Annotated in this window: 16 protein-coding genes; 6 read left to right on the forward strand and 10 right to left on the reverse strand. The window is 41.0% G+C overall.

From position 1 onward, the window contains the following. The first annotated feature begins 13 nt into the window (after window positions 1-13). Complete coding sequence (locus ACYRY3_RS41125; RefSeq protein ID WP_460207607.1) at window positions 14-358, forward strand: ArsR/SmtB family transcription factor; 345 nt, start codon at window positions 14-16, stop codon at window positions 356-358. Window positions 359-431: 73 nt separating this feature from the next. On the opposite strand, the gene ACYRY3_RS41130 is transcribed toward ACYRY3_RS41125, so the two are convergent. The 3 genes from ACYRY3_RS41130 to ACYRY3_RS41140 all read right to left on the reverse strand — a co-directional run bounded on the left by ACYRY3_RS41130 (window position 432) and on the right by ACYRY3_RS41140 (window position 3804). Next, window positions 432-1043 (reverse strand): GerMN domain-containing protein, encoded by a 612-nt coding sequence (locus ACYRY3_RS41130; protein ID WP_460207608.1) that lies wholly within the window; start codon window positions 1041-1043, stop codon window positions 432-434. Between the two features lie 71 nt (window positions 1044-1114). Continuing rightward, on the reverse strand, window positions 1115-1921 hold the full coding sequence (locus tag ACYRY3_RS41135) for an LmeA family phospholipid-binding protein (RefSeq protein WP_460207609.1): 807 nt from the start codon (window positions 1919-1921) through the stop codon (window positions 1115-1117). Between the two features lie 77 nt (window positions 1922-1998). After that, window positions 1999-3804: a proline--tRNA ligase gene (locus ACYRY3_RS41140; RefSeq protein WP_460207610.1), complete on the reverse strand. Its 1806-nt coding sequence runs from the start codon at window positions 3802-3804 to the stop codon at window positions 1999-2001. Window positions 3805-3948: 144 nt separating this feature from the next. Between ACYRY3_RS41140 and ACYRY3_RS41145 the strand changes: the two genes are divergently transcribed. Beyond that, the gene (locus ACYRY3_RS41145) at window positions 3949-5343 is read left to right on the forward strand and encodes a 1-acyl-sn-glycerol-3-phosphate acyltransferase (RefSeq protein ID WP_460207611.1); all 1395 of its coding nucleotides are present in this window, start codon (window positions 3949-3951) and stop codon (window positions 5341-5343) included. A 420-nt stretch (window positions 5344-5763) separates the two neighbouring features. On the opposite strand, the gene ACYRY3_RS41150 is transcribed toward ACYRY3_RS41145, so the two are convergent. Continuing rightward, on the reverse strand, window positions 5764-6798 hold the full coding sequence (locus ACYRY3_RS41150; protein WP_460207612.1) for a methyltransferase: 1035 nt from the start codon (window positions 6796-6798) through the stop codon (window positions 5764-5766). A gap of 191 nt (window positions 6799-6989) precedes the next feature. Between ACYRY3_RS41150 and ACYRY3_RS41155 the strand changes: the two genes are divergently transcribed. Beyond that, window positions 6990-7148, forward strand: coding sequence for a hypothetical protein (locus ACYRY3_RS41155; protein WP_460207613.1), 159 nt, complete (start codon window positions 6990-6992; stop codon window positions 7146-7148). Between the two features lie 10 nt (window positions 7149-7158). Here ACYRY3_RS41155 and ACYRY3_RS41160 read toward each other — a convergent pair whose 3' ends face one another. Further along, window positions 7159-7926, reverse strand: a complete 768-nt coding sequence (locus ACYRY3_RS41160) for a circadian clock KaiB family protein (protein WP_460207614.1) — start codon at window positions 7924-7926, stop codon at window positions 7159-7161. 100 nt (window positions 7927-8026) lie between these two features. Further along, window positions 8027-9349 carry a type IV pilus twitching motility protein PilT gene (locus ACYRY3_RS41165; RefSeq protein WP_460207615.1) on the reverse strand — a complete coding sequence of 441 codons (1323 nt, stop codon included), beginning with the start codon at window positions 9347-9349 and terminating at the stop codon, window positions 8027-8029. Between the two features lie 733 nt (window positions 9350-10082). On the opposite strand from ACYRY3_RS41165, the gene ACYRY3_RS41170 reads away from it, so the two are divergent. The 3 genes from ACYRY3_RS41170 to ACYRY3_RS41180 all read left to right on the forward strand — a co-directional run bounded on the left by ACYRY3_RS41170 (window position 10083) and on the right by ACYRY3_RS41180 (window position 14423). Further along, a complete protein-coding gene (locus tag ACYRY3_RS41170) occupies window positions 10083-10457 on the forward strand; it encodes a hypothetical protein (RefSeq protein WP_460207616.1) in 375 nt (124 codons plus the stop codon). Window positions 10458-10886: 429 nt separating this feature from the next. Continuing rightward, entirely contained in the window at window positions 10887-12002 is a 1116-nt protein-coding gene (gene wecB, locus ACYRY3_RS41175; protein WP_460207617.1) for a non-hydrolyzing UDP-N-acetylglucosamine 2-epimerase, read from the forward strand. A 423-nt stretch (window positions 12003-12425) separates the two neighbouring features. Next, window positions 12426-14423: an ATP-binding protein gene (locus ACYRY3_RS41180; RefSeq protein WP_460207618.1), complete on the forward strand. Its 1998-nt coding sequence runs from the start codon at window positions 12426-12428 to the stop codon at window positions 14421-14423. Window positions 14424-14488: 65 nt separating this feature from the next. Here the strand turns inward: ACYRY3_RS41180 and ACYRY3_RS41185 are convergent, their stop codons facing one another. From ACYRY3_RS41185 to ACYRY3_RS41200, 4 genes are all read right to left on the reverse strand, one after another. Continuing rightward, on the reverse strand, window positions 14489-15520 hold the full coding sequence (locus tag ACYRY3_RS41185; protein WP_460207619.1) for a peptidoglycan-binding domain-containing protein: 1032 nt from the start codon (window positions 15518-15520) through the stop codon (window positions 14489-14491). A gap of 207 nt (window positions 15521-15727) precedes the next feature. Then, window positions 15728-16231, reverse strand: coding sequence for a hypothetical protein (locus tag ACYRY3_RS41190; protein WP_460207620.1), 504 nt, complete (start codon window positions 16229-16231; stop codon window positions 15728-15730). Between the two features lie 328 nt (window positions 16232-16559). After that, a complete protein-coding gene (locus tag ACYRY3_RS41195; protein ID WP_460207621.1) occupies window positions 16560-17237 on the reverse strand; it encodes an SH3 domain-containing protein in 678 nt (225 codons plus the stop codon). Between the two features lie 298 nt (window positions 17238-17535). Then, entirely contained in the window at window positions 17536-18525 is a 990-nt protein-coding gene (locus tag ACYRY3_RS41200) for a M23 family metallopeptidase (protein ID WP_460207622.1), read from the reverse strand. Between the last annotated feature and the right edge of the window lie 90 nt (window positions 18526-18615).

Consider the following 18615-nt stretch of genomic DNA (forward strand, 5'->3'; position numbering starts at 1 on the left):
CGGTTCTACCCTGATGAAACAAGCGTTGCCTGTACCGCCGGAAGTTGTGCAACAAGTAGCTGAGTATTTCAGCCTCTTGAGTGAACCCATGCGTCTGCGGCTGTTGCATTTACTGCGGGATGAAGAAAAATGCGTGCAAGAATTGGTAGAGGCAACACAAACTTCTCAGGCTAATGTATCGAAACACCTGAAGGTCATGTGGCAAGCAGGAATACTCAGCCGTCGTAGCGAAGGAACCAGTGCCTATTACCGGGTGGAAGATGAAATGATTTTTGAATTGTGTAACCGAGTTTGCGATCGCCTCGCCACTAGACTAGAACAGCAAGCCCGCAACTTTCGCGTCTTGAACAGTAAGTAATTAGTCATTTGTCCTTTGTCCTATCTAATGACTGAGGACGAATGACTAATATACAGCGCGATATATCACGTCTCTACAGTTCAAAATTCCGATCGTAGCTTTGACGTGTAAGAGGCTGTTCCAGTTCTAAACCTTCACCACCTAAAACATCCAACTGTTTGCCATTCACCTCAATGTACACCTTGGCATTGGGGTTTAAAGTTGTTGCAGTGTAAACAACCTGTCCTACACGACCGATCATTGAGGTACTGCCGCCTCCACTGGTAAAATCCTCTGATAAATTTACGTGGACACTATCATTTTCTACCTTGACACCCAGTACCTTGGTTTCTTTTGGAATAGTAGTGGAGCCTGTTCCCTCTGTTGGTCCTGCTAATAAGGTTTTAAAAGCCGCTTCTAAAACCTGATTGGGTTCTCCTGCTGGCAATGCGACTGCTTGTGGAACTAAAGTAAGCTTTGTGCCGTTATCTTGCAGCCAAAAGACTTGAGCCGCTTGTCCGATAGGGGCTTGTGTTCCAGTACCCGGTTTAACTGGCTGAGAATTATTTGGTGGAGTTGAAGTGTTGCTTGTAGAAGAATGAGAATTCCAAATGTATAAAGCTACACCACCACTAGCAGCAAGAACCACTGCTGAAATAGCGGCAATGATACCTGAAGAAATACGATTACCTTGTTGTTCTTTCATATTGAATCCTTCCTTTAGTCTGAAATAGAAAAATTACTTGCGTTAAGGAGAAGCCGGGTTAAAGACGTTACCTATGAGCCCAGGGTTTCCAAGAACTTAGAGGACGGTTCTATTCGTATGAATGCTGCCATTTCTAACTCTTGTTGCTTCATATTTAATTTTAGAATTCGTACTTGTAGACCGTCACCTTCTAATCTTCCCAAATCCAATTGTTTGTTTATATTGTTCACAATTTGATTCAAAAATTTAGGCGTAACTTCTTCACCATTAACAGCAACCACCGGAGCGACAAGTTGAACATATTTTCCACCAATAATATTTAGACCTGATTCTGCCCTAATCAATAAAGGGTTATCCAGACTTTTATTCTGTAATTCTACTTGGAAGCTCAATCGATTGTTTGCTAAAAATTTTACAGTTGGATTAACAAATTTATATACTAAATTATCCTCTGTATTAAATGTATCGTCCACGGTAATTATCATTTTTTCCAATTGAGCTAGGAATTTTGGTGATTGTAAAAGCTTGTTAATATCCTGCTCAGTTAAAACTAAACGCATCCCTGCTTGTAAAGGTCGTTGAAATTTAGGTTTTCTTCCAAAACTACGCGGATCTAATTCAATGAGATCGGTTTCCAACTCTAAAGCAGCAATTTGCAAATTTTGCTGTTTCAGTTGTAAGGAACGCCCAGCAACCCTCAGGCGTTCCACTTTTCCTTGTAGCAGTTGGTGAGAGGGGGCGTTGTCAACTCGTACTTGTAACTGCTCGACTTTTGCAAACTGAGAGCGAATAGCACTTTCAGCAGCTCGATCCATTACCAATCCTACAGGAGCAATTAACCCTAGCAAACCAGATAGGACAATTGTGAGGAGTTCCATAAAAGTATGAAGTATGAAGTATGAAGTATGAAGGATAAAGTATGAAGTTCACAATTTTATCCTTCATCCTTTATCCTTTATCCTCTGTTTTGGTTAATCCACTCCTTTATAGTAGATACAACTTCAGGAATGTCAATTTCCTGAGAATTGCGACTTTTTCTTTCAACAACTTCAACTTTGCCATCAGCGATCGCTCGTCCCGTCACAATTCTGTAAGGAATTCCAATCAAATCGGCATCCTTAAATTTCACTCCCGGACGCTCATCACGGTCATCAAGCAGGGTATCAATACCCGCTTGATTGAGTTCTGCGTACAGTTTTTCCGCTACTTCTACTTGTTGGGTATCTTTGACACTAGGAATTGTAACAATTGCTTGATAAGGTGCGATCGCAACGGGCCAGATAATTCCGTCTTTGTCGTAAGATTGCTCCACAGCAGCTTGAGCCAATCGCGATACACCTATACCATAACAACCCATGAATAGCGGTTTTTCTTCACCCTGTTCATTTGTATACATTGCACCCATTGCTTGGGAATATTTAATACCAAGTTGGAAAATATGACCAACTTCAATTCCACGAGCACTTATCAGAAGTTGTTCGGGATTGTGAATAGCACGATCCCCTGGTCTTGACTTGCGTACATCTATAACAAGTTCAGGTAGTTTAAAATGCTCACCCCAATTTGCTCCCACAACGTGGTAACCGGATTCATTGGCACCCGTGACAAAATTCTTTAACTCAATTGCTGTTTTATCAACAAAACGTAAGAATTTGGGTGCAACATCCTTGGTAGGTTGAATGTAACTATCTGCAATATCAGGTGCAATATAGCCTAAAGGCAAAGCTTGAGCCATTAATTTTGATTGTGCCTCTGCATCTGGAACTATCAGCTTAATAGCCCCCATAGCACCATACTGAGAAGCTTGCTTTGTCACCTCGTTCTGCAACTTAACATCATTAACGTCTTGGTCTCCTCGGATGCTTACCAACACAAGCACAGTCATTCCATTATCAAAAATTGCTTGATAAAGAACATTTTTCACAACCTGAGTAGGGGAACATTTAAGAAATTTACAAATTTTCTCAATAGTCTCCGTCCCTGGAGTTTGCTGCTTTTCATAGCTAGTGAAAGGTGAACGTTCTGCATTAGGTGGTAAAGAGACAGCTTTCTCCACGTTAGCAGCGTATTGTCCATCTTCTGTGTACAAGACTTCATCTTCGCCAGCTTCTGCTAGTACCATAAATTCTTGCGAACCAGAACCACCAATTGCACCGGGATCGGCTTGTACACCACGAAATTCCAAGCCGCATCGCCGCAAGATATTTTGATATGCCGTATCCATATCTTGATAAGTTTTTTTCAAACTTTCTTCATCCACATGGAAGGAGTAAGCATCCTTCATAATGAATTCTCGCCCGCGCATTAAGCCAAAGCGAGGACGAATTTCGTCGCGAAACTTGGTTTGAATTTGGTAGAGAACCTGTGGGAGTTGGCGGTAGGAACGAATCATATCACGAGCGATCGCCGTAATAACCTCCTCGTGAGTTGGTCCTAAAGCCTGTTCTTGGTCGCGGCGATCTTTAAGGTAAAACATGATACCTTCACCTCTGGTGTAAGCGTCCCAGCGTCCGGACTCTTTCCATAACTCAGCAGGTTGTAGTTGTGGTAAGAGACATTCTTGCCCACCTATTTTATTTATTTCTTCGCGGACAATCTGGGAGACCTTTTGCAATACCCGCCACATGAACGGAAGATAAGCATATATACCGCTACCGATGCGACGAATGTACCCTGCACGTACTAAGAGTTTGTGGCTGGGAATTTCAGCATCTGCTGGGTCATCCCTAAGTGTGACGAATAACATTTGTGACAGTCGCATCTTTTGTCCCCTTTTCAAATTCGATAATCTTTTAGTCAGTTAAGTTAGTCTATGAGCTTGCTATAAGGTACCAAAAGGTATAAGCAAGCTTACTTTAATAAACTTTTTTAAAATGTCCGCTTGCAACTTCAGGAGAAAAGCGCCTTGCCCGATATGATTCATCAAGCCCAGCCACCCCTAGAGTTTATTCCCCCGACACTAAATCCTTTGTTTTTACGAGTTTTCCAGTTGTTTTTACCCCAATGGATAAGTTGGCAAACAGCAATTACCCATATTGAAGCAGACAACGTAGAAGTGTTGGTGGATATGTACCGCCAGTTTCAAGAAGGGAAGATCCGTTTTATGATGGCTTTCCGTCATCCAAAGACGGAAGATCCCCTCTGTTTTGGCTACTTGCTTTCTCACATTCTGCCCAAATTAGCACGACATAGGGGTACTGCGCTACAACATCCCATTCACGCGCATTTTATCTACGACCGTGGAATTCCTCTCTGGGCTGGCTCACATATTGGTTGGATTGCATCCCGTTTGGGAGGGACGCCTATCCAACGAGGTAAGGCAGACTGGACCGGATTGCGTTCGGTGCGTGGCTTGTTCGCCAATGGTCGGTTTCCAATGGCAGCTGCACCTGAAGGAGCTACAAACGGTCTTTCGGAAATTGTCAATCCTTTAGAACCAGGGATTGCCCAAATGGGTTTTTGGTGTGCTGAGGATTTGCAAAAAGAGAAGCGGGAGGAACAGGTTTTTATTGTACCAGTCGGTATTCAATACAGTTACGTTGCTGCTCCTTGGAATGCGATCGCCAACCTCTTAAGTGAATTGGAAAGCACCGTTGGTGTATCCACATCCCCTCTTCCCTCTTTTGTTCCTACCTTTGACTCCCTCTATCCTCGCTTGATGGCTTTAAGCGAACATTTATTATCTTTAATGGAAGAATTTTACAGACGGTTTTACCATCAAAAACTACCAGTCCCTACTGATGAGGTGACAAAAGATGCAAATGAACTTTTCGCGGCTCGTCTTCAAGCTGTGTTAAATGTCGTTTTACAAGTTGCAGAAGATTATTTTGACTTGCAACCTAAAGGAAATTTTAACGATCGCTGCCGTCGAGTAGAACAGGCAGGATGGAATTATATTTTTAGAGAAGAATTTAAAGATATAAAAGCTTTGCCTCCTTTAGAACGCGCTTTGGGCGATCGCATTGCTGAAGAAGCGAATTTACGAATGTGGCACATGAGACTTGTAGAAAATTTGGCTGCAGTCACAGGCAAATATGTCCGAGAAAAACCTACAGCAGAACGTTTTGCTGAGACCACTTTACTTTTATGGAATGTCGTGGCACGGATTACAGGTGGAAATCCTTTCCAAAGCCCAACTCTTGGTAAACAAAAAGTAACAATAACGATAGGAGAACCCTTATCTGTTTCCGACCGTTACCTTACTTATAAAGCAAATCGCCAAGGTGCAAGACAAGCAGTTGCCGATTTAACAAAAGACTTACAACAGGCGTTAGAAGGTTTAATTTTGAAGAATATCTAAAAAATTAGATACAGAAAAACTACATAACATAAATTAGTAAATTTGTGTAAGTAGAACGGGTGTCTTACTCGTGAAGGTCTGTAACAAAAACCAGCTCGCAAATGTAGGGTGGGCACTGCCCACCGTTAACTCCTATCTAGAAGAATTCTTATTTATCAAAACTGCTGTTAATTATGTCAAGAGATCGGTTATTTTTTTACATTAAAATATGGTTAATTATATATATATATTTCCAACTTTTTGTCAAAGGCTGTTATTAAACATATTTGTCCAGCAATCTTAGTTTAAAATTTCATAAAAAAATGGCATTACCTGATATTTTGAAATTTGACTGCAATATCAATAATGCTTTTTTGTCTTAGATAATAATCTCAAAAGAGAGAGTATCTCACTTTGTGAGGTGAGAAAAACACAGCCTCTTTATGCTCGAACTAATTCCATCGCACTTACGGGATTGTCGGGGGATAAAGTGCGAACCCATTTAAAACCCGCTGACTGAAATAGGTGATTATATTCTGCTTCAGTGCGTATTTTTCCAGAGCCAAAAACGATTTCTACCAAATCTACCCATTTGCCCCACCAATGAAATTCATTAGCTATAGGGATAACGGAATCGATCGCCAACACCTTGCCATTTGGAACCATAGCATTGCTAATATTCCTGAGGATGGTAATACAACTTTCATCATCCCAGTCACAGAGGACGTATGACAAAGTGTAGACATCACCGCCGCTAGGAACTGATTGGAAAAAGTTTCCACCAATTGTTTCGCATCGGTTGGCTACTCCTTGTTTTTCCAATACGTCGATAGCTTGTGCAACCACTTGTGGTGTATCGAAAAGAATACCACGTAGATGTGGGTTGGTTCTGAGAATGGACGAAATCATAGTGCCCTGACCACCAGCTACGTCTACTATCATGTTCACCTTAGAGAAGTCATAAGACTTGAACAACGGTGTGTGAAAGTGGCTAGCAACACCAGTCATTGCCTTACTGAAGAATTCTTCTGACTCGCGATTTTGGGATAAGTATTCCCAAAAGTGCTCAACTTGATAAACGTGCTTTACCCCAGATTGACCGTCTTTGACACTGTGGTATAATTCACCGAAAATACGCCACTGCCACTCGTCACAGTTTGTCAATGGTAAGTAACGCAAGGAATCGGAACGATCGCTCCGAAGATATTCAGCGATTGGAGTTAGGGCAAATGTTCGTGGCTCAACTTCGCTAAATACTCCAACACTCGTTAGACTGCGAAGCAATCGATAAAGTGATGGAGGATGGGTATCAGTAAATTCTGCGAGTTCATCTATACTCTTGGCTCCCTCTTTAAGCAAGTCAGCAACACCTAACTTAGCTGCTACGTTCAAAGCTTGGGAAATCCAATGTCCACAAGCAATTTGGAAAAAAGCCATCATCGGTGATGGTGCATTGCCATCTTGGACTGGAATCATCGTTATAACTCCTTTAAGAAGGATAATTAGTGACAGTTCATGATAGTCAAAGATTTATCGATCGGCAATATTGCTACGTTAGGTTTGGTAAATTGGTGTGAATAAACATAAGGTGGTGTTAGGGCTAATAACTGTAAGCTAATTTTTAGACAGTAGTCGTTGGCAATCGTCCAGTAACTGCTGACAAGATTTTGATTGCAGTAGGAGCAAAACCCACTAAACCAAAGATTCCAGGCATTGAACACGCCCTGACTTGGCGATCTCGCCTCAAATTAGGAGCATCTAAGCAGGATTTGGATATGGCGAGCGGCATTCATCCTTCTAGTGGCGAAGAACTCTTTACAATCTAACCAGCAACGACTAGCTATTAACTGATTCAGTAGCGCCCAACATCTGTAAAATTTTCTCTACATTATCCAAATCTCCGGCAATCCGTCGAATGGGAAGAGGCCAAACTTTGACAAGAGTCGGAGTTGCAGAAACTTGATTGGTTTCTGCTTGTTCTGGATTGGTTAAAACATCAATGACTTTTAAGGTGTAAGGATAACTGAGATATTGTTCTAGAAGTTCGTGTAAATTCTGTAAAATTCGTTCAGTGGCTGCACTATGTCCGGCAACAAATAAACGAAGAACATACCCTTGTGTTTCTGATTGCGGTTGTTGGGAGGATACTACGGGTTGATAGTATGAAGATGTTGGTTCGGAAAGATCCAGACGCATAACTAGGTCATGGTCTTCCCAAAGCTGGGGAAATGTCGAACGATATGATGCCAAAACCATGCGATCGCACAATCCTTCTGCCCAAGGTGTCGATTGCCACATAAGTTCCCCCGTACCAAAAATAGCATTTAGCACGGCTTGATGTCGCATGACTACTGGGTAAGCTTCAGCGAAAACCTGTATTTTTTTAGTTCGTGGATCTAACCAGCGGTCAATAGTTGCCGTATAACAAGGTACCAAAAAATGAGGTGGTTCTGGTAAGTCTAAAATTTCCTGTAAAGTGGCGCACAAATGCAAATGCCATCGACCTTGTTTGCTAGGGTCAATGCAGTAAATTAAATCTCCTCCCGGAGTAAATAGCGCGATACCTTTAAACAGGACAGGGTGAGTTGATTTGTCTGAAGCCAAAGCTGTGAAATAAGGATAAAGGATGAAGGATAAAGGATGAAGAATAAAGGAGACTACACAAAACTCATACTTTATCCTTTAAACTTCATCCTTTCTATACTTACACTCTACCACGGAGGAATTGAGCCATTTCGTTTGGAGTCGGTGACATTTCTAGGGCAGTTTCTTCGGTGATGCGACCTTCAGAGTAAAGGTTGAGTAGAGACTGGTTCATCGTGACCATGCCATCAAAACTCGCTTGCTTCATCAACTCTGTAATTGCATCATACTTACCATCTTTGATCCAATCCTTAACAGCATCAGTGTTGATGAGAATATCGTGGAATGCAGCACGCTTTCCATCAGTTGTGCGGCACAAACCTTGAGCAATAACTGCGACTAGAGACTCAGCAATAGCTACCCGCATTGCATCCTGTTCATCCCCATTGTAAAGGTTGAGAATACGTTCAATGGTTTTCACAGCACTATTGGTATGCAAAGTTCCCATAACTAAGTGACCTGTTTGTGCCGCTTTTAAGGCTGTGTTCACAGTTTCTTTATCCCGCATTTCACCCACCAAAATCAAATCGGGGTCTTCCCGCAAAGCCGCTTTCAAAGCATTGTCGAACTTTCGGGTATGCATACCCACTTCCCGTTGCTTGACTAAGGATTTTTTACTCCTGTGAACAAATTCAACCGGGTCTTCAATGGTGATAATGTGCTTGGCCATTTCTGTATTGATATAGTCAATCATCGCTGCCATTGTGGTTGACTTACCGGAACCAGTAGGACCTGTGACTAGAATTAAACCTTTGTGGTAGTGACAGATATCTTTAAAAACAGAAGGTAACCTCAGCTGTTCCATTGTTAATATTTTTAGCGGAATTAACCGCAGCACCATTGCATAGCCCTTAAGAGAGTCAAAAATATTAATCCGGATGCGAGCAAATTCGTATTGAGTTGCTCCATCAAATTCTAGTTGTTCTTCAAAACGTTGAATTTCTGCATCAGTCATTATCTCCCGCATCCAGTCCATAAACACCTGTTTATCGGTTTCTAGATACTCTGTCATCTGTATCTCTCCTCGGTTGCGGAAACGAGGCACTTCACCCACACCCAAATGAATGTCAGAATATCCCTTATCAAAAGCTTCTCGTACAATCTGTGCCAGAGTGAGCCCCGAACTATTGCTTTTAGAACGTGTGGAAGCAGGCATTGGTGGTGGTGTTCCAGGACGATGAGCAGAGACAGAAGCAGGAGGTGGGGGTGGGGGTGCAGATGCTGCGGAATTAGCTGTCATAGCCCGGTTGGTTTGCCCGATGGGTAACTCTAAAGTCTGTGTAGACTGACGCATCGTACCCATCGTCGGTGGTGGTGGGGGTAATGGAGGAACACCACGGGTTGAATTTGCTGTGGAACTCAATGGACGCTGTGATTCTGTCATATTTGATTACAAATATTTTTGATAGAGAATTTAAAACAAAAGTTAAACAAAAATTGACCTTGAGATAGATGCAACTCTCATTTCCAGCCTAATAACTTGCTACTTCTTTTAAAAACCGGAGCATAAAAGCAGTTTTTATGACCGATCTCATCTTTTTGGCTTAATGTGTATCATTTTTTCTCTTCTACGTGTGCTCGCTATCAGGTAAAGAAACTGTCTGAGCTATCTATAACTAATTTATTACATGATAAACGCTAAAGATATTCAGGGAATTTGCTTAGTTTTTTTATTAATTTTTATACAATTTCTTTTTTAAAGGAACTTTATTTTTATATGAGAAAAATTTTTAAGCTCTTAATTTTTATCGTTGTTGTTGTCCGTAAAATCACTACTCCATAATTGATTCAATCTTGTAGGTAAATTATGAGAAACAGGGCTTTGTTTTATAAGAAATGTTACAGAAGCAGAGACCAACGATTTGAAATAAACCTTAAAAATTAAGGATTGGAACCGTCTCTACCGCAAGATAGATGAGAACAACAAGTTTTCAACCAAGTACTCAACCAGATGGAGTTTCATAATTGCAAAAGATTAACTGTAAAGTTTATTAAATAAATGCTCATTTTCGCAATTGGTTTTTATATACTTAACTTCTAAGTTGCTCGATCCCGCTTTAAATCCAAGCGAGATTTGCTAAATTCAAATTTTTGTTTTTACTTGGAGAATACAAGTTATGGCTTTGTCTCAGACATCTAATTTAGGCAAGACCTACTCTTTGTTAATGATTAAAAGCTTTTTAATATGGACGTTCACCTTGGCAGTATGTTTGCTGGTTGTCGGGTTTCCTCTTGTTGTTTTAATGGCTACGGTCGGATGTCTGTTGTCAATTGTGTTGCAATCGGTCATGCCTGTAAGTGCAGTTTTGCTTGTAGCAGGTGCTTTAATTATGTTTAATGTGATGGCTGTTGTTTTAGCTGCAGGTGTTCTGACCTTTAAGGGTGTTCATCCTAAAGAAGTGAAGTGGTTGAGTTGGCTGCATGGAGAAACCGAAATATCCCACCCTACATCCGTATATGCTGCTTGCCCATTAACTTGTGAACTCAAATAACCACCGCCGCTTAATTCGACAAACAGTACATCTGCCCGGTTCTGCCGGGTTTTTTCATTTAATTAGTTATGAGTTCTTCGTCACTGGTAACAATAGTTAAGCATCAATATTTTGTCAGAACTATAGCAAGCTTATTTGATTATTGAAACCTCGTAGAAACCTCCTAGAGTGGGCAGTACCCACACTACTTAGAGTTTTTTCCAGAGTGCTTGAAGAGCGCTATGTAAAAATTGCCACAGAATCTAGTTTTAGTGGTAGTCAGTTGTAGTGGTGGCAGTGCCCACCCTACTTAGAGATTTTTCCAGAATTCTTAAGAAGCTTTGCCTGCTCTAATCTACAGGCTCACATCCTAGCCATTTTGTAAAAGCTATATTCAATGCCAGTAGAAATCGTTATAACTAATGACTAATGACTGATGACTAATGACTAATGACTAAGAAACAGATCCACATTATATTGGGAACACGTCCGGAAGCCATTAAACTAGCTCCTGTTATTCAGGTTTTTCAAGGCTCCTCTACGGTTGACACTCAGGTCATTTTAACTGGGCAGCATCGGGAGATGGTGGAACAAGTTATGCAGTTGTTCGACCTCAAGCCAAATTACGATCTGGAGATTATGCAGCCAAAGCAGTCTTTAAGTGACATTACTTGTCGAAGTTTAAAAGGATTGGAAGAATTATTTCAAAACAACAAGCCAGATTTGGTGATTGTACAGGGAGATACAACAACAGCTTTCGCAGCAGCATTGGCAGCATTTTACCAAAAAATTCCTGTGGGTCATGTAGAAGCTGGGTTAAGAACTGATGATTTATTCAATCCTTATCCGGAAGAAGCTAATCGAAGGCTAATTTCACAAATAACTCAACTGCACTTTGCACCAACTCCTCTAGCAGTAACCAATTTGGAACGTTCTGGTGTTTTGGGTAAAATTCACTTAACCGGAAATACGGTGATTGATGCGTTGCTTGGTGTTGCCGCACGCGAACCTGCTTGTTATGTACCGGGTTTAGAATGGTCTCAATACCGTGTTTTACTAGCAACAGTTCACCGTCGGGAAAATTGGGGTGAGCCGTTGCAAGGTATTGCTCAAGGGTTCTTACAGATACTTGATAAAATTCCCGATACAGCTTTGCTCTTACCGTTACATCGCAACCCAATAGTGAGAGAACCTCTACAGGCACTTTTGGGTAACCACCCCCGGATTTTTCTCACAGAACCCTTAGACTATGCCGAACTTGTAGGGGCAATTATGCGATCGCATTTTCTGCTGACTGATTCTGGAGGTTTGCAGGAAGAAGCACCTAGTTTGGGTAAGCCAGTACTGGTGCTGAGAGACACTACAGAAAGACCAGAAGCTGTAACTGCTGGTACTGCTAAAATGGTAGGTACTTCAAGTGAGAGCATTTGTGGTGCCGGTGTTGAATTACTAACCAGCCCAGCCGCTTATCAAGCAATGGCAAACGCAATTAACCCCTTTGGTGATGGGCAAGCAGCAAAGCGCATTTTACAAATTGTGCAAAACTACTTTGACATAACTTCATAAAATTGAAGTTAAGCAAAAGCCCATAATAAAAGTAAAATAATATCCATGAACAAACCTAGCTGAAAAAAGCTGGGTTTTTCTCTAATCGCCTTACTTAGGTAATTTAATAATTAACAAAGAGCCTTGAATGACAATTTTTGGTTATAAAGAAGGCTGAGGTTTGATTTTATATATAAAAGCGTCTAAGTAGTTTTACTTGTAAGGTGTTGTGACATTTTTCAAAAATGTTTTTGACTGGCAAAGTAAGAGGAAAATATCGATTGTGAGCAATTTAAAAACTCTTAGTCTCAATTTTTCAGAAACGGTAGCAATTAAAAATTTTATTAATAATTAGTACTAAAATTAGGAGAAAATTCGGAAGCTAAAGCAACTAAGCAGTAGTTAAATTACAAATAACATGATTATTCACAATGATTTCAGATTTTGCCAGCATCTCAAGCACCCTTAAGCCAATTTATGTACTTGCACAACAGTCCTGAATTCCAATTGTTTTTGGAATACGCACCCACTGCGGTCGCCATGTTTGACCGTCAGATGTGTTATGTAGGAGCTACCCGCAGGTGGTTAACAGATTATGGTTACCAGCAGGAAAGCTACATTGGTCGCGATCATTACGAGGTGTTTCCCAAAACCCCGGAAAAATGGAAAACAGTTCACCAACAATGTTTGGCTGGTTGTGCTGGAACCTCCTCAACTGACATTTTTATCTGGGAAGATGGCTCCATCAAGTTTGTAAAATGGGAAAGCTGTCCTTGGTACGATCTTAATGGTGAAATTAGCGGTACTATTTTTTCCTCTGAAATCATTACCGAACGCAAGTATATTCAGGAAGCATTGGGGCGGCTACCAACAGCTGTAGCCACTACTCTTCAAAACATATCACAACGAAAAAAAGCTGAAGATGCTTTAAGCAGATCGGAAGAACGGTTTAGAGAACTTGCAAAACGAGAACAACTGCTTAACAGACTTTCCAATCAAATTCGTAACTCTCTTGACTTAGATACAGTTATAGAAACAGCCATCCAAGAAATTCAGCAGTTGTTGGGAATCGATCGCTGTACCTTCTGTTGGTACAAACCAGATGCAAATCCACCAACATGGGAAGCAATTAAGGAAGCAAAGAATCCAGAGTTACCCAGTGTATTGGGTTGTTATCTTGCAAATGTCGTAGGTCCAATCACTCAACAGCTTTTACAACAAGAAATTCTGCGTATAGATAATATTGCAACTTTTACCGAGCCAACTTTTCAGCGGTTCATGCAGTCTTTAGGAAGCCAATCAGTAGTAATACTACCAATTCAAACCCGCTCTGGTGAGATTGGTGTTATTAACTGCAGCCACTGTAGTTACCCTCGTCCTTGGACTGATAATGAAGTAGATTTGTTGCAAGCAGCTATTAGTCAGTTAGCTATTGCTATTAACCAAGCTGAACTTTATACTCAAACTTGCCAAGCTGCTATAAAGGCGCAAAAACAAGCACAGCAGATCGAAAGAACTTTAGAGGAACTTAAGAGAACCCAAATTCAACTCGTACAAAATGAAAAAATGTACAGTTTGGGACAGCTTGTTGCTGGAGTCGCTCATGAGATTAACAATCCAGTCAACTTTATTTTTGGTAACTTAGCTCATGCCAATGGTTACATAGAAGACCTGCTAGGCTTACTCAAACTCTACCAACAAACATATCCCCAGCCTACTTTAGAAATTCTTGAGGAAATTGACGCCATTGACTTAGATTTTTTGATTATAGACTTGCCAAAAATGCTATCTTCTATGAAATTGGGAGCCGATCGCATTCGCGATATTGTCCGCTCGTTGCGACATTTCTCTCGCCATGATGAAGCTCAGATGAAAGCAGTAAATCTTCATGAGGGTATTGACAGCACTCTGATGATTCTGCAACATCGACTTAAATCTCAAACAGATCGTCCTGAAATTGCAGTTATTAAAGAATATGGATACCTACCGTTAATTTCTTGTCATGCCGGACAGCTTAACCAGGTATTTATGAATTTGCTAGCTAATGCCATTGATGCACTGGAAGAGCAATGGAGTAAGAGCAATTTTACAAGACAAAATTCACAACTTGCATTAAGTACTTCCGTTTGCAGCAAGAGTTCTTTGCCCAACGAATCTCATGTTCCAAATCCCCAAATTCGTATACGTACAGAAATTTTAGAAAATAAACATATTGTTATTCGCATTGCTGATAATGGATCGGGAATGACGCCAGAAGTTCAACAACGACTCTTTGACCCATTTTTTACAACTAAACCAATTGGAGTTGGTACGGGTTTAGGTCTATCAATTAGTTACCAGATTGTTGAAAAACATGGAGGTAAGCTTTACTGTCAGAGTGAATTGGGTCAAGGAACTGAATTTATCATTCAAGTTCCTATAAGTCATTCTGAAAATATTTAAGGTTAGTGGTTAGTGGTTGGTGGTTACTAATTACCAACTACCAACTACCAACCACTAAAAAATATTTACATAACCCCCAAAAGCAATCGGGTTTCTGAGTCAACAACTCCAGTCACAGGTAAGTTATATCTAGCTTGAAAGTTTCTGACTGCTCTTTCTGTTGCAAGATTGTAGTTTCCTGTAGGTCTGATACCCAGAGCTATCTGGACTTGTCTCACAGTATTACCCCGATCGCCTCTTGAGAGCACCTCTCGACCACTAGTGTTATAGTCGCGGTAGTTGTAATCGCTGTCATCGCGATCGCGGTTGCTGTTACTGTAGTCGTTATAAGCATAATCGCTGTCATCGCGATCGCGGTTGCTGTCACTGTAGTCGTTATAAGCATAATCGCTGCCATAGCGATCGCGGTTGCTGTCACTGTAATTAAAATCATAATCGTAGTTTCCAGAAGGATAACCTGTGGTTGCATACAAATTCAATACTCTTCTGGTTTCCTGCCCTACGCGCCCATCCGCAGGATAGATACCGTTGCTTTGCTGGAAGTTGCGGACTGCTCTTTGAGTTGCGGTACCATAGTATCCACTAGGTGATATTCCCAAAATTTGTTGAACTCTTGCAACATCTGAACCTTGAGATCCTAAACTTAGAACTCTATATCGAGGTCTTGAGATTCGATTACCAACACCAAGACCGGGAGTATACCCACTACCTGGTCTGCGACCAATCCATGTTGCAGAAGCATAGTAGCCGTTGGACAACCGAGCAAACCCATTTCTATATCCTCTAACCCGTGGAAGTCGCGATCCATTGCGGTAGCAAGCAACTCTTGGGCAATAGGTAGCTGGACCCGTGCGGAGATTGAGACAACTGCCATTTGTCCGTACATAGTATGTACCGGGGCCAGAGTAAGCAGCTGAAGCTACTTGAGTTTGGGCTAGAATCGCAAACAAGCTACCAATGCTAGCATAGGTGAGCCAAGCAGATTTAAAAGGTTTTTTCCAATTTAAAGTAAATTGAAACTCAGGGAGATTAAAGCCCTCTTCTACAGTTGTATCTGCATAAGCACTGTCCATAAGAGAATAAGCAAGATATTCCACTATGACCTCCTTTTTACTGAGAATCTAACGATCGCAAGGTTTTACTTAACTTTTCTCTAGGTTTTATTTAAGTGTATTTTATACTACACATATCATAGAGTCTTTTTACTTAAGGCTGAATAGAAAAAATAATAAGATTTTTGACACTCCCCACGGTTAAATCCGGGGGATTCTGGCATCACGCTCTTTGCTTTTGTAAGTCTATTGCTAGTGCTGAAATACCTTAGAAAATCGGAAGCGTTCGGAACGAATCTTACGACCATTTTGCCAAACTTCTACCCCATCTACATTAATGATGTAGGAGTAGCTTCCGTTGTTGGCTCGATATTTTGCTTTACCAACAATTTTGGCAGGCAGTCTTACAGGCTTATTGGGCTCTTTCTTAGATTTTCCTATATATAAAAGTCGTCCGTTTTCCTTGCAAACTTTAACAAGAAAGTTTGATGTTTCACCTTCAATCAGGGTAGCATCACTGCATCGGCTACTAGCTTTTGAAGTTCTAACAGTGGCAGGTTTTTTTTGAGTCGGTAAAGCTTGTTGAGTTTTAAAGTATGGTGACACAAAGTCGATCGTGTAAGCTGTTCTGGGAATTGTTGTGGAAGGTGTTGCGGTCTGTGCTAGAAGGTAATGACTTGTACTGAACAAAGTGGTAGAAGATATAAATGCAATCAAACTAGAACTATATAGTTGAAAAACTGTTACTTTATGCATAAGTTTCCTCTCCGTAACAAAAACGGCTTAAGTTATCCGTAGATAATTGCTGTTACAGTGTCACAAAAGAATATCAGGATTTTTGATTGTATTAATCGATAATGGTTTACAACTCAGTAAGAAGCAGTGATACAAAAATACCCTGCCTTTTTGCCATTCATCTAAGACAGGGTTTTCCACAGCTTCAATTTAAAACAATATCTGAGGCACGAAAAGATTAGCCTGATAAAGGCTAAGCAAGTCAAGAGTTATGTTCTCTTGACTCTACAGCTAACTTGTATTCTTCTAGCTACTTCTTTACCCCAGATTGTAAGAATGGCATGGATATTTAATAGCCGTTGTTGTAGCTGTTGTATCTGTTGTACCTGTTGTTGTAGTAGCGACCACCTCTGCTAGTGCCTATGACGTTCCCATAGCGATCGTACACAGGACGACCTTGATAAGCGGAGCGGACAGGTCTGTAAACGTATACGTTACGGTAAACTACACGTTGATAATTCCTGCCACCGCGATTAGAGTAGTAGCTATTTGCGTGATATCTTCCACCTCTGGAATTACAGTAGCAGTATCTACCACCAACACCATTACCAGAACGATAAACAGTTCCGGGTGTTGTGGCGATCCAGTTAGAGGCAACCCAATTACCAGTACTTAACTGAACAAATCCATTTCTGGATCTTACAGCAGAGGCAAGGGCTGCACCATTTCTGACTTTACCAACAACAGGATAGCCGTAGCCGGGGCCCGAGCGAACATTTAGGTTACCACCATTGGTATTTACATAGTATTGGTAACCACGACCATAGTAGGCAGCTGAAGCTGGTTGAACTTGACCTAAGATTGCAAATAACGTACCAATAGTACCGAGGCTAGCAAGAGTTAACCAAGTAGATTTGAATTGTTTGTTCCAACTAAATTGGACTTGAAACTCAGGAAGATCGTATTCAGCGTCTTCAGTTGCCTCTGCATAAGCACTATCAAGAAGAGAATAAGCAAGATATTCCACAAAAATCTCCTTTTTTAAAAGTATTGTAGATGTAGAGATTTGCCTTGCCTGTTTCCGTGTTAATTCGAGTATTTTTAATCATACTCAAGAATTAGTATATGACCAAGGGTACGATTTTTTACTGAGAAATTTTAAAAAAAGATAAATATTTGTCACAAATGTGAGAGAGCATAGGGCATTGGATAATGTAATAACTAATGCAATATGCTCTCGGATGGGTGTTGCTTAGCTAGGAAAGGAGTGAGGGTTTCCGGAAAGAGTTGTGTGTACAGGTTTTTCTTCCCCCTTTTGATTGATTTTAACTACCGGAAACTTTTGACCTGTCAAAACTGTCTAAACGAATAAGACTGCCATCCCGTAAAATTTTTACTCCGCGAGGGTTAACCACATAAGAAAAACTACCATTGTCAGCTTGATATGTATTTTTACCAACACTCTGTGCTGGTATCTTAATGGGGCTAGTTGGATCTTGCTTTAATTGCCCTATATAAAATAATTGACCATCTTCATAGCAAACTTTTACAAGAAAGGCGATATTCTCTCCTTCCATCACTGTTTCACCACTGCAGGTAATATCAATGTTTCCAGCTGATTCATCCTGTAAGAGCATTGATTCTGAAGGAGAAACCTGTTGTGCTTCTGAGGGTAACACCATTGAATAAGCAAAATTATCCGGTCTTCTTTTGCCAAAATTATCCGGTCTTCTATTGGCGTAAGTTGATGTCACTATTCGATGTGGTGGTATATTCCCCGCAACCAAAGCTGGTAAAAAGCGCAAGGGGTTAGTTGCGTGACGACTATTAGGATTAGGATAAATTTCAAAATGCAAGTGAGGTCCGGTGCTATTACCTGTAGATCCCATTTTGGCGATGAGCTGCCCTTGAGCGACTGTTTGTCCTTTTCTCACTAACACGTGTTGATTGTGACCGTAAACTGTGACGCGACGATCGGAATGTTGAATGGTAACTGCATTACCAAGCCCTGTATTCTCCCAACCTGCTTCTAGCACGACACCGCTAGCCGCAGCAAAAATAGGAGTTCCAGTGGGTCCTGCAATGTCAATTCCTTCGTGTTGGTATTTGCGAAAACCTTGAGAAATGATCCCTTGAGCAGGCCAAATCATACGAGAAGAGAGGGCACTTGGGGCGGAAGATAAGGGACTTGGGGCAATCTCAAAATCCTGGGTTTCCTGTGTTAGAACGCGGTCATTTGTGCCTATCAGAGCAAAAAAGGATAGTAATCCAGTCAAGCCACAACTACATATACGAGAAACAGTTACTTTTTTCATTGGCTTCCACCCATAAAAATGGTTCAGAGTGTTTTGAGAAAATGGTTGTTACAGTGTTACGACAACAACGTTGGATAAGTCATCTGAATA

This window comes from Scytonema sp. NUACC21, from assembly GCF_054684315.1.